Annotated in this window: 11 protein-coding genes; 5 read left to right on the top strand and 6 right to left on the bottom strand. The window is 47.6% G+C overall.

Features of this window, described 5'->3' with window-relative positions:
- Positions 1 to 16: 16 nt before the first annotated feature.
- The 4 genes from ACO08K_RS02140 to ACO08K_RS02125 form a co-directional block, all read right to left on the bottom strand.
- Positions 17 to 1,414, bottom strand: coding sequence for a 3' terminal RNA ribose 2'-O-methyltransferase Hen1 (locus ACO08K_RS02140; RefSeq protein WP_421794741.1), 1,398 nt, complete (start codon positions 1,412 to 1,414; stop codon positions 17 to 19).
- Positions 1,415 to 1,495: 81 nt separating this feature from the next.
- A complete protein-coding gene (locus tag ACO08K_RS02135; RefSeq protein ID WP_421794740.1) occupies positions 1,496 to 2,155 on the bottom strand; it encodes a CBS domain-containing protein in 660 nt (219 codons plus the stop codon).
- A gap of 52 nt (positions 2,156 to 2,207) precedes the next feature.
- Positions 2,208 to 3,011: an NINE protein gene (locus tag ACO08K_RS02130; protein ID WP_421794739.1), complete on the bottom strand. Its 804-nt coding sequence runs from the start codon at positions 3,009 to 3,011 to the stop codon at positions 2,208 to 2,210.
- A 220-nt stretch (positions 3,012 to 3,231) separates the two neighbouring features.
- Positions 3,232 to 4,485, bottom strand: a complete 1,254-nt coding sequence (locus ACO08K_RS02125; RefSeq protein ID WP_421794738.1) for a PP2C family protein-serine/threonine phosphatase — start codon at positions 4,483 to 4,485, stop codon at positions 3,232 to 3,234.
- Positions 4,486 to 4,762: 277 nt separating this feature from the next.
- Between ACO08K_RS02125 and ACO08K_RS02120 the strand changes: the two genes are divergently transcribed.
- The 4 genes from ACO08K_RS02120 to ACO08K_RS02105 all read left to right on the top strand — a co-directional run bounded on the left by ACO08K_RS02120 (position 4,763) and on the right by ACO08K_RS02105 (position 8,850).
- Complete coding sequence (locus ACO08K_RS02120; protein ID WP_421794737.1) at positions 4,763 to 5,500, top strand: PrsW family intramembrane metalloprotease; 738 nt, start codon at positions 4,763 to 4,765, stop codon at positions 5,498 to 5,500.
- A 104-nt stretch (positions 5,501 to 5,604) separates the two neighbouring features.
- Positions 5,605 to 6,081: a glutathione peroxidase gene (locus ACO08K_RS02115; protein ID WP_421794736.1), complete on the top strand. Its 477-nt coding sequence runs from the start codon at positions 5,605 to 5,607 to the stop codon at positions 6,079 to 6,081.
- 34 nt (positions 6,082 to 6,115) lie between these two features.
- Complete coding sequence (locus tag ACO08K_RS02110; protein WP_421794735.1) at positions 6,116 to 7,228, top strand: ATP-binding protein; 1,113 nt, start codon at positions 6,116 to 6,118, stop codon at positions 7,226 to 7,228.
- Positions 7,216 to 8,850 carry a PSP1 domain-containing protein gene (locus tag ACO08K_RS02105; protein ID WP_421794734.1) on the top strand — a complete coding sequence of 545 codons (1,635 nt, stop codon included), beginning with the start codon at positions 7,216 to 7,218 and terminating at the stop codon, positions 8,848 to 8,850. Before ACO08K_RS02110 ends, ACO08K_RS02105 begins: the two co-directional genes overlap by 13 nt.
- Before the next feature lie 136 nt (positions 8,851 to 8,986).
- On the opposite strand, the gene ACO08K_RS02100 is transcribed toward ACO08K_RS02105, so the two are convergent.
- Together ACO08K_RS02100 and ACO08K_RS02095 are read right to left on the bottom strand one after the other, a co-directional pair.
- A complete protein-coding gene (locus ACO08K_RS02100; protein WP_421794733.1) occupies positions 8,987 to 9,631 on the bottom strand; it encodes an START domain-containing protein in 645 nt (214 codons plus the stop codon).
- A 131-nt stretch (positions 9,632 to 9,762) separates the two neighbouring features.
- Positions 9,763 to 11,247: a peptide MFS transporter gene (locus tag ACO08K_RS02095; RefSeq protein WP_421794732.1), complete on the bottom strand. Its 1,485-nt coding sequence runs from the start codon at positions 11,245 to 11,247 to the stop codon at positions 9,763 to 9,765.
- 303 nt (positions 11,248 to 11,550) lie between these two features.
- Here ACO08K_RS02095 and ACO08K_RS02090 point away from each other — a divergent pair, with 303 nt between their 5' ends.
- The gene (locus tag ACO08K_RS02090) at positions 11,551 to 12,372 is read left to right on the top strand and encodes an Omp28-related outer membrane protein (protein WP_421794731.1); all 822 of its coding nucleotides are present in this window, start codon (positions 11,551 to 11,553) and stop codon (positions 12,370 to 12,372) included.
- Positions 12,373 to 12,440: the final 68 nt, after the last annotated feature.

Below are 12,440 nucleotides of genomic sequence, written 5' to 3'. Positions count from 1 at the left end.
GAAAATCAAAAAGTATTCAATCCACACTCCGCGTAAACACAGCCATTTGGGAAGCCGCGCCCCAATTCGGATCCTCTTCGCCAATGCCTTCGATGCTAGCGGTATACCCAAACTGGTCACCGACCTTTTGAACCCATTCAGCAAATTCCTGCCGGGTCCATTCAAAGCGGTGATCGCCGTGCCGGAATTTGTCTTCGGGCATAGCGTAGTGGGCGTTGTACTCGCGGTTAGGCGTAGTGACCACCACGGTAGTCGGGCGCGCAAACTCAAATACCGCCCGCTCCAGCGCAGGCAAACGTTCCAAATCCAGGTGTTCAATCACCTCGATCAGGGCAGCTGCATCAAAACCGACCATGCGGCGATCGCGGTAGGTGAGGGCACTTTGGATCAGCTCAATCCGCTCTTTTTGTTTGGGCGTCATGTCCTTCAAATACAGGCGACGGGTAGCGACTTGGAGTACTTGAAAGGATACATCCGCGCCCAAAATTCGCGTAAATTGCCCTTCGCGCAGCAGCATTTTTAACAAACGGCCTTCGCCACAGCCCAGGTCAAGCACCGACTTGGCGCCAGAAGTTTTGAGCACTTCCAGCGCGGCATTCAAGCGTTGTTGGTGCAAAGTGAGGCGTTCTTCTTCTACTTCGAGATTGATTGGCTCGGGTTCAAGTTCGGCGCTTTCATTTCCATCTTCTTCTATAAAACGTGCTAGTGCCATTTTGATCAAAGAGGAATGGTTCAGGTAGCGGCGTACAATGAACTCCCGTTCGGGGTGGTCCTTGAGCCAGCTTTCCCCTTTTTTCAACAAGACCTCAATGTCGTTGCTGGAAATGTAGTAGTGCCGCTCGTAGTCAAACACGGGTAGCAAGACGTACAAGTGTTGCAAGAGTTGCTGTAAGGAGATGTTGTGCTGTAAAGTAATGCTGAAATAGGAACTTTCGCCCCATTCCGGGAACTGCTCATCCAATGGCTGCCGCTCGGCTTGCAAGGTATAACCCAAAGGCTGAAAGATCCGCTCCAACAAACCCAGGCCTCCTTTTACCTTTAGTGCGGGAATTTTTGCTTCCAGGGCCAAAGGGATACCGATCCATTCGGGTTTGTCCTCACAGCGGCCATTGAGCGCGGAGGAATAAACATTGGAGATGGCCGAGCTGGTGAAGGACGAAGCTACGTATGGCCGATCGTTGACGTAGTGCTGCAACATGCGGCTTTCGCCGGGTACTTTGAGGCTACGCACCAACTCAACGGGGTCGATGTCCAGCAACAATACGGCGGTACAACGCTCATCGGTAGCCTCCGGGAAAAATACGTGAGCCTTGCCTCCTGCAGTGCTGAAGGTTTGAACTTTATCGGGATGCTTGTGGAGCAGGTAGCCTAGGTTGGTGGCTGGGTGTTGGGTTGTGGTGATGGATAGGAACATGGGATTTTGTGGGTTTGAAAATAGACATTTTGATGCTGCCAGATAATCAGCACATTAGCCTATTACCAAATCAGCAAAATTTTAAACATTCAAATAACTCATCAAACCCTGATAACGTTCCTTCAAACTGTCCAAATATTCTGCTTCGTTGAAAGAAGCTTTGATTTCGTACTTGAAGCGCTCGAAGGTAGCCAGAATATTGTGGATGTGTTGGAGGTTGATCTTGAGGGTGACGTCGATGCGCTCTGATTCTGGGTAGGAGCTGATAAAAGAACTGAGGATGGTCGCTCCTTCCGATTCCACGATCCGGGCGATTTCGGTCATGGAATAATCCCGGCGGCTCAATTCCAGCACAATGATGCTGCCCGAATCGGCGAAAGAAACCGTGCGGGCAAAGTAACGCAGGAGGTCTTCCAGGGTAATGACACCCAGGTAATTGTTGTCCGCATCCACTACAGGCACAACCGAAAGATCTTGATCGGCAACAATGCGCATGACCTCGTAAATGTGGTCATTGCTGTGCACGTAGGGCCTTTGCAAGGAAAGGCTGTAAGAGCCAATGGCTTCGTTGACGTCGAAGTTCATCACGTCGTCTTCCGACAACACGCCCAACAACTCGCGGTTGTTGACGATGGGTAAGTGGCGCACATAAAATTCACTCATCATTTCCAACGCCACGTCACCAGTGTCGGAAGTTTGTAAGGGAATAATGGCCGTCGAAATCAACGTTTCTGCAATCATTTTATGCTTAATAGCGGGGCAAAAAAATGAACACTTGTTTTTTTGTCGCCCCTTAGTTCATTAGCTTGTTCTTTTGGGTTGCAAACTCTTCTTCAGTCAATAAACCTTTCAATTTCAGCTCGTTTAATTTTTGGAGTTGTTCCAAAATTGGCGAGTGATCCTCGGTCGGTTCTTGTGTGGGCTGTGCCTGGGTGTGAGCCGCCTGTTTTTGTGGGGTAGGCTGCTTGAGGCGGAAACCATTGGCTTCGAACTCGTCAAAAGCGTCCTGGATGCGTACAAAAGCCAGGGCATCGTGTTCCTTGATGCGTTTAAAGTCGGTAAAACCCAGGGTTACGGCCCGGTCCAAATGTTCCAGTGCTTTGTCGGCCTCTTCGTTTAAGGAGTAGGTACAAGCCAGGTTGAAATGGATGGAAATGTCATTGGGGTCCAGGTCCAGGGCTTTTTTGAATTCTTCAATGGCCCCTTGGTAATCGTAATCCTTGTATTTGTCGATGCCACTTTTTTTCAGCATTTGTTGTTTGTCCTGGTTTACAGGCTGACGTACGGGTGCGGTACTGCGTCTTTGTGGCTCCTGTGGACGGCGGCGTTCGTTGCGGTTAAACTCCCTGTCTTCTCGCCGATTTCCACGTTTAACAACTTTGTATTGATCAGGATTGAACTGAAGATTAAATTTATCATCATCCATGGTAAGGATCATGATGCCATGAATGAAACCAACAATCCAGGAGATTGGCAAAGGCAACCAGAAAAAAATGAGATGGAGAAAACCCAGGCCAGTTTGACCAAGATAAAAACGGTGTATACCCAATCCGCCTAAAAATATTGCCAACAGACCAGCAGTTGTTTTGTCTTTCATGATGATGTATTACGCCGGAAAACTTCGACATCCAATTTCGAACCAATGTAAAAACGTATGAGGATGGAAAATGGATGTCTGCCCCGGGCTTATTTTGCGATGTAAAATAACAAAAACTAGATTTTGAGGCAATGTCCGACTTAATTTAGTACAGATCAAAATTAAGTCGATCAAATTCCCCACAATTGAGCTTAAGTTATTATAAGACGAGACAAAAGCCTCAATGGTTGTGAATTTTGCAGGTTAAAACAGTAAAATCGTCCGGATAGTTCTCGTCGCCTCTAAAAGCATCCAGGATGGTTAGCAAGCCCTGGTTGAATGTTTCAGCAGGAAGTTTGAAATTTTCCTGCACGTAATCATACAACAACTCCTCGGTGACAAAGTCCCCGGCACTGTTGCGAATATCGGTCAAACCGTCGGTGTAAGCCAGGATAATGGCTTCCTCTTCCTCTACCTTACATTCACCAATCTCAATACCCGGAATTTTCGCATACGAACCCAGCATAATGCAGCCCTTGTTGAGTTCCAGCAGGCGGTTTTGGGAAACCAGAATCGGGGGGTTATGCCCCGCATTGACATAGCGCAATACCCGCGTACAGGTGTTGTATTCAGCGATGAAAAAAGTAATGAAACGATCACCTTGAGTAATGAGGTTGACCGAAGTATTCAAGTCGCGGATGAATTCGTCAAGGTCCGCTTGTTTATTGATCAAGGTATGGAAGTTGGCCTGAAAATTGGCCATCAACAATGCGGCCGACAAACCCTTACCCGTAAAATCGCCAATGCAGAAGACAATTTTATCGTTGGGAAACTCAATGAAGTCGTAATAATCGCCCCCAACCCCAAAATGTGGTTTGTAAATACTGGCAAATTCATAATTCCGGCAAGAAGGCAACTGCTGAGGGATCAATAGTTTTTGTACATCTCCAGCTAGTTCCATTTCCCGTTTCAGGCGCTCCTGCTCCAATTGGCGTTTGAAGAGGCGTTTGTTTTCCATCGCGACTGCGATGATGTTGGTAATGGTGGTGATGATTTGGACTTTGTTGTACATGTCGTCATCCTCAGCAAAACCCCCAATGAATACATAAGCAATCGCAATATCTTTATGGCGAACGGGGATGACTACGTCGAAATGGCGCATAAGGGGGGAATCATTCTCCTCCAAATTGCGCAAACGAGTATACTTAGGAAAATGAGCCGTGATGTCTTCGCTGAGCAAGTTGGCGGGAATCCCGAGGGAAGTTGCACAGCGCCATATTTCTTCCTCTTTGATGAAGAGCGCCATTTTTTTGATGCCCATTTCCCAACTTAAAAATGAACTGTACATGTCGTACAATTCTACTCCGGATACATTGTTGTTGATGGCCTGAGTGATGCTCAACAGGCGATTGATCTGCAATTGTTTCAAATGCAGTTCTTTCTCCAAGTTTTCAACGTTGGACAGCCGGTTGCGGATTTCAGAAAACTCAGCCATAATAATTGTTTGGTCCAGTGTAGAGACGCACGGCTGTGCGTCTTTAACTACAGAGACGCACAGCCGTGCGTCTCTACAATTTCCCTGTGAAGATAAGCCACAGAAAGGAAAAATAAACGATTTTTGTAAAATGGTGTTATGATCTTACCAAAGTTTAGGGGCGATAAAAAAATGAACATCTATTTTTGCCCCACGGATTAGTGATTTTTGTGCCTCGTTGATATGCCCTTCCTGACACGTAACTGACTATTTCCTAACCTCCAAAGCGCCCTTGATAATGTTTTTCCAACTTACACTGGCCATATTACCTGCAATCCTCATTGCATGGGTAATCTACCGTTCCGATCGGCACGAGCGGGAGAAGTGGTTTCCACTTACCCTATGCTTTATGCTGGGTATGTTGGTTACCCTTCCAGTGATGAAAGTGCAGGAGTTCTTTTACCACCGGGGCATTGATGATCCGGCGAGTTTGTTTTGGGTTTGTGTCACTTCTTTTGTAGTGGTATCTTTTACTGAGGAACTGTTCAAGTTTTTAACCTTGGTGCTGTTCCCCTATTTTCGCCCTTTTTTCAACGAGCCACTCGATGGCATCATTTACGCCGTGATGATCAGTATGGGTTTTGCTACCCTGGAAAATGTACTATACGCTATGGAGTACAGCATTTCTACTACTGCGCTACGAGGGCTTACTGCCGTACCAGCCCATGCGGTTTTTGCTACTATGATGGGTTATTTTGTGGGCAAAGCCAAGTTCAAAACCGAACGGAAAGTCCAAATCCGCTTTTTAGCCACGGGCCTGGGTTTAGCTGTTTTGGTACATGGGTTATACGATTTTTTCATCATCCAGGAGTTTTACGACTGGCTGATTCTTTTGGCGATCGTCACGCTTTTTATCAGCATCTTTTTCGCCATGCGCATGCTCAAAGAGGAGCAGGAAGAGTCGGAGGTTTTGTGGCAAAAAAAGCATCCGCAAACGGCGGTGGATGAGTCGGAGGAAATCGAATCGAACCCTTGATACCCTGGCTTCAATCCTGATCGCCATAAAAAAGTCTAATCTTCTCCACTTTGCTTTAACATTTTTATCTAACTTTACCCCACAAGTGAAAAAATTTACAAGCTGTGGATTCAATTCATCGCTTCAAAGTTGAAGGCATCGCGGGGGAAGAGATTGATTTCGCTGATTTTAAAGGCAAGAAAATTCTAGTGGTCAATGTAGCTTCAGAATGTGGCTACACGCCACAATATGTACAGTTGCAGGAGCTCTACGAAACTTTTAAACATAAACTAGTCGTCGTGGGGCTGCCCTCCAATGATTTTGGCGGGCAAGAGCCCGGCTCTAATACTAGCATCGCCCATTTTTGTAAAATGCGTTACGGGGTAAGTTTCCCCATGACAACCAAAGTCCACATCAAAGGCCCTGAAGTTCACCCTTTGTACCATTGGTTGACCCACAAAAGTGAAAACGGGGTCATGGATTCGGAAGTCGAATGGAATTTTCAAAAATACTTGCTGAACGAAAAAGGCCAATTGATCAATACTTTCCGCTCTTCCATTAGTCCTTTTGATGAGGTTATTTTGGACCAAATCGAGGATTGATCCTTCCTTTGAGGCTGTAAAGCCTGAAATCATCATGCGTTTTAAAGATATTATTGGACAAACCGAGGCAATCAGCACACTCCGGTACATGGTCGAAGCCGACCGTTTGCCGCATGCGCTATTGTTGTTGGGACCTCCGGGTATCGGAAAACGCACGCTGGCTCTGGCACTCAGCCAATATTTGTTGTGTACTCAACGAACCGATGGCGACTCCTGCGGAGAATGTGCCTCCTGTGTCAAAACGTCCAAGCTGATTCACCCAGATGTGCATTTTTCCTTTCCGGTGGTTGGTGCGGGCATGACCAGTGATAAATTTATGGTTCAATGGCGGAAAGCCTTACAGGAAAATCCCTATCAAGATAGCAACCAGTGGCTGCAACTGATTGGAGCTGAAAACAAACAAGGCAACATCAACAAGGATGAATGCCAGAACATCATCCGTAAGCTCAGCCTAAAAACCTTTGAAGCGCCAGTTAAAACCTTGATTCTTTGGCTGCCTGAATACCTTGGAAATGAAGGCAACCGCCTGCTTAAACTCATCGAGGAGCCACCTCCCGCTACCCATTTTATCCTCATTGCTGAAAACGCAGAGTTGATCCTCAATACCATTCTGTCGCGCTGTCAATTGGTGAAAATTCCGATGCTGAATGATCAGGATATAGTGGATGGTTTGTTGCGGCAGGAGCTTTGCCCCGAAGACAAAGCCTGGGGAATTGCACATCTTTCTGATGGTAATTTCAATGAAGCCATTACCTTAGCAGCGAATAAAATAAGCAACGATGCAGCCTTGTTACTTGATTGGCTGCGCAAATGTTACAAAGGTTATGGGCCAGAAATGGTCAAATGGAGTGAAGGTTTTGCCACCCTTGGGCGGGAAAACCAAAAGCATTTTTTGCAGTATGCCCTGCATTTTATGCGCGAGTTTTTGATTATGATGGTAACGGGAAGTACTAATGCCCGACTTCAGGCGGAGGAATTGAGCAGTGCCCAAAATTTGGCAAAAGTGCTCAATGTAGACCAAGTGGAGCAAATAGTACGTTTATTCAACAATTGTTATCAATATGTGGAACGGAACGCAAATCCAAAGATCCTTTTTTTGGATGCTTCCATCCAGCTACATAAAACGATGAAACGATGGGATGTTTAGGTTGTACGAGTTGTGGAACCAGTAGTGGCGGCAGCACCAAAGGATGCAACAGCAGTGGAGGCTGTGCAACGGGTGGATGCAATCGCTTGAATACCTACGATTGGCTGTCCACTTTGGACATCATTGATATTGACCCGCTGAATATTGTTGAAATCAGCTTTAAAAACGGGGTGCACAAGCAGTTTTTTCGGGTAGCCGACCAGGTACGTGTCGTTACAGGCGATATGGTGGTGGCTGAAACCGGAAACGGTTATGACATTGGCAAAGTCAGCCTGTCGGGTGAGCTGGTGCGCTTGCAAATGAAACGCCGCCGGGTGGATGAGCGCTCAGTGAACAATTTCGTGTTGCGCCGCGCCAATGAGCGTGACCTGGAGCGCTTGCAAGAAGCCCGTGAAGCTGAGCAACCGACGATGGTGCGCGCCCGGGCCATTGCGCGTACGCTGGGCCTGGAAATGAAGATTGGCGATGTGGAATACCAGGGTGACAAGCGCAAGGCGACTTTTTATTACACCGCTGATGGTCGGGTCGACTTCCGTGAACTGATCCGGCATTTCGCCAAGGAGTTTCGCGTAAAAATTGAAATGCGGCAGATCGGTGCGCGCCAGGAATCCGCCTTGATTGGTGGGATTGGTTCCTGTGGGCGGGAATTGTGCTGCTCTACCTGGTTGACCGACTTCAAATCGGTATCGACAGCTGCCGCACGCTACCAAAACCTGGCCATCAATCAGGTGAAGCTTTCAGGGCAATGTGGCCGTTTGAAATGTTGCCTCAACTACGAATTGGATACTTATCTGGATGCTCTTTCGGATTTTCCGAGTGGTGCAGATAAACTGTATACTCAAAAAGGGGCTGCGACTTTGATCAAAACCGATATTTTCAAAAAATTGCTTTACTACGTTTACGATCACGAGCGGGGTAGGGGAGCAATTTATCCAATGGATTTGAGCAAGGTCAAGGAAATTCAGGAAATGAACGCACGGGGTGAAAAACCAGCCGAGTTCGATGTTGCAGCTACAACGGCATTCGTACCAGAAGAGGAAGGATTTGTGGACGTGACGGGTGAAATTGAATTGCCCGATGACAAAAAACGCCGCAAAAAGAAAAAGAAAAAACGCCCTGATCAGCAGCGTAGCGGGGAAGGGAACGCACAAAACAACAACCGGGGCGAGAACCGGCCCAAGCCACAAGGTGGTGCTGGTCAAAATCCGGGACAAGGAGATCGACAAGGGCGCCCTGAACGCTCTGAACGCCGCCCCGATCCACAACAACGTGGGAACAACAACCCCCGTCCACCCAAAGAGGAAGGTGCTAATCCTCAGCCACCCAAAGGAAACAATCAGGGGCCACGCCCGAATAATCCGAACAACCCCAATAACCCGAACAACCGGGGCGGGGGCGGAAGCAACAACAACAATTCCGGAGGCAACAATACCGGCGGACGGCCCAATCCACGTCCACCGCAGCCGCCACGTGGGCCACAAAACCAGCAAGGTGGAGGTGATCAAGGCAACAATAACCCGAATCCCCCCAGCAATAACGATGGTGGTGGAAATCCAGAGGGTGGAGGCCAAGGGAACAACAACAACCGGAGAAATAAAAATCGGAATAAACGCCGCCGGTAGTAGTGGCAACCCTATGTGGTTGCCACTACATCAGGGTGCGCCACCCATTTCCATGGGACATGGAAATGATAAGAACGTTAGGGGCAACCACATAGGGGCAACCACATAGGGGCAACCACATAGGGTTGCCCCTACGTTATTCTTTCAAAAAACTCACCTTAGCATCCTCGTATTTCGCCAATTGCTGCTTTAATCCGACGATACTTTTTACCGGGCCGTCATCCGCAGCCAGGTTGATCAACCATTTGGGAATGCTGCCTGCCGGGTCCGATTTGAGTTGGTATTCGAGGCGGATCATACCATTTGCCAGGGGAGTGTAGGTCCATTTGGTTTCCAGCGTTTTGATGCGTACGATTCCGTCCTTCTCAGGAATCATCTGAAATGCGGACTTGCTGGTGGATGTCACTTGTTTGGTATGGGGATCCTGACGCATCACATAATGTACAATCATATCCCGGTCAGAAAAAGGTAAGGGAAAATCTGTACGCATGTACAAATAACCTTCAGTGGCACTGACTTCTTTGACCAGGTAGGACTCCTTGAGGCGATAGGCCCAGTTTTTGAGGTTGGGAATATCAGTGGCCAGCGCTACTACTGCTCTTAAACTGGCTTTTACTTCAGTGCGCAGCTTCAATTCTAAAATTCCGGTGATGCTATCCTTGCGGGTATAGACTTGTACCCCATTGTGGTCGTGCCGAAACTTCCAGGGGTTGTTTTGGGCAGCTAAGTGATTAAAGGTCAGGCTGGTGGTCAACCAGAGTAACATGGTCAGGCATTTCATTGCGGGTGGTTTTGACAGTCGTATGCCTGAGTAAACGATTTAATTAAAGGGATTGTTTTGTTTGGGCAACCCTTGGTGGTTGCCTTTGATGGTTGCCACTACCGAATGGCAACCACCAAGGATTGCCACTACTATTTCACATCTCCCATCCATTTTTTTAAGATGGGGTTAAAAATAATGAATAAAGCTCCTGAGATCAGTGCAAAGGTAACCACGGACAAGAACAGGGCTGGCATTTGGCTAGCATTTTCGGTGTCAACACCTCCCGCAAATAAGCCAGCAATCAAATTACCCAAAGATGCACCTACGAACCAGATTCCCATCATTTGCCCGACGTAGCGCTTGGGCGATAATTTGGTCGTAGCACTCAATCCCACCGGGCTCAAGGTCAGTTCACCGATGGAATGTAAAAAATAGGTAAACCACAACCAACCCATACCCACCTTGGTGCCAGCAGCAGCAATTTGAGCCGCAAAATACATGACCACAAAGCCGAATCCCATCAAGATGATCCCGATACCGAATTTAATAGGTGTATTGGGGTTTAAGTTGCGTGCAGCTAATTTTACCCACAACCAGCCAACAATGGGCGCAAAAAGGATAATGACTAAGGAATTCGCGCTTTGCAACATTCCTGCGGGCATTTCCCATGACCCAATCATGCGGTTGGTAAAGTCACGGGCGAAGAGGTTTAAGGAAGAGCCAGCCTGTTCAAATCCGGACCAGAATAAGGCCGCTCCAACAAAGAGGAAAAAGATCACCAACACTTTTTTCTTTTCATCGGGATTCAATCCTCCAGCAACCATGATGTACAGGAAGTAAAAAAGAGTAATTACTACAATGATGACTCCTACGGCCTGGGCAATGCCCGTTGCAGTGGTGACATCGATGATGCCTCTCCATTGGAGTACTGCCAAAAACACAACTAATGCAAGGCCAAGCACCCCAGCCAGGACTCCATTGACTTTACCTACGGCTACACCTTCTTCAACTTCTTCCTTGAGTTTGGGTTTAAGGCCCAGCTCATTGAGGCTACCCTGGGTGAGCCGGAATTGCAACAAACCGAAAAACATCCCGATTGCGGCGGCCCCAAAACCCCAGTGCCAGTTGTAAGCGGCCAGAAAGGGAACAAAGATTTGACCAAAAAAGGAACCCAGGTTGATGCCCATGTAAAAAATGGAAAACCCCTGGTCGCGCCTTGCACCACCTTCGGGATATAAATCGCCCACAACCGTACTAATATTGGGTTTGAGTAACCCCGTACCACTAGCGACAAATACCAGGCCAAGTACAAATATTCCCGGACTACCCGGAATAGCCAGAATCAGGTGACCAATCATGATCAGAATACCTCCGTACCAAATGGCTTTGCGTTGCCCCAAAATATTATCAGCCAGCCAGCCACCGGGTAAGGTCAACAAATACACTCCAGCAGTATACAAACCATAGATGGCCCCTGCTTCGGAAGGGTCAATGCCCAAACCTTTCTCCGCTAAACTCGCAGTCATAAACAAAATCAAGATCGCCCGCATCCCATAATAGGAAAAGCGCTCCCACATTTCGGTAAAAAATAGCGTGGACAAGCCCGCAGGGTGCCCAAAAAATCCCTTGCTCATACTTTAGCCGTCGTTTCGTCAGTAAATTTTTTGCATAATTTAGCAACACCGAATGGTGTCCTCGCTGCTCAAGATAGGGATATTCGGAAATTTTGGAGAAGAAATGCAGTAAATCGGGTGGATTTGTCGGATTTAGAGTACAAAACCCAGATAGCATTGAACGAATAAATTTAGATCCAGTTCTAAATTCCCTTTCCGTCCACACCAAGACATTTTCAGCAAAAGCCCATACTGCCTACTAGCATTTCCGCCGTAAAACCCGCAATTTCGCCTTTATATAAGCGCTTAAACAATTCCAAAACCATGCGTAGCCTCATTCTCTCGTTTTTCCTGGCCTTTTCCCTTTTTACTTGTGAAGAAATCCCTCCAGTGATTACCCCCCTGGAACCGGGCGGCCCCAATGTGAACGTCAAACGGCGGGTGCTGATCGAAGAGTTTACGGGCGTACGCTGCGTCAATTGCCCGGCGGGTACGGTGGAAGTGCTCAATTTGAGGGAATTGTACAAAGACCAAGTGATTTCTGTAGGTGTACATGCTGGTTCCTTTGCGCCTCCTTATCCCGATAGCAAGTACGACTTTCGCACCCCAGAGGGAGACGGAATTATCAACCTCTTGGGTAAACCGCTGGGCTATCCTTCGGCAGTTGTGAATCGCAAATTGTACGATGGCGAATTTGACTTGCAGTTAGGACGTTCGCAATGGGCAGGGTACATTGCTCAGGAGCTTGCTGCTGCACCTTTGGTGGATCTAAAATTGAGCAAAACCTACAATGCAACGACCCGCGTCCTCAAAGTCACCATCGATACCGAGCTGCTCCAACCCCTGCCCCAGGACGATATCCGCCTTAGCGTGATGCTCGCCGAAGACCAAATTGTAGATGTACAACTCACCCCGGATGGTAAAAAAAGTGATTACAGCCATCGCCACAACCTGCGCGACATGCTCACTGCTTTTGACGGCGATTTGATCGGTGGAGAGTTAAAAAGCAGCAAAAAAAGCTCACGCAGCTATACCTTTACTTTACCTGCCAACTGGGTGGACAGTCAGTGCAGCATCATTGCTTTTGCCCATTTGGGCGGTGGGAAGTTGGATGTATTGCAGGTGATTGAGGGGAAAATCCTATAACGAAGTGATGAATGATAAATGATGAGTGATAAATTGGAGCCCTAACTCATCACTCATCATTCATCACT

It is taken from the genome of Haliscomenobacter sp., from assembly GCF_965225875.1.
Lineage (GTDB): Bacteria > Bacteroidota > Bacteroidia > Chitinophagales > Saprospiraceae > Haliscomenobacter.
The sequence above is the reverse complement of the archived record's forward strand: the minus strand, read 5'-3'. Positions and strand labels throughout refer to the sequence as shown.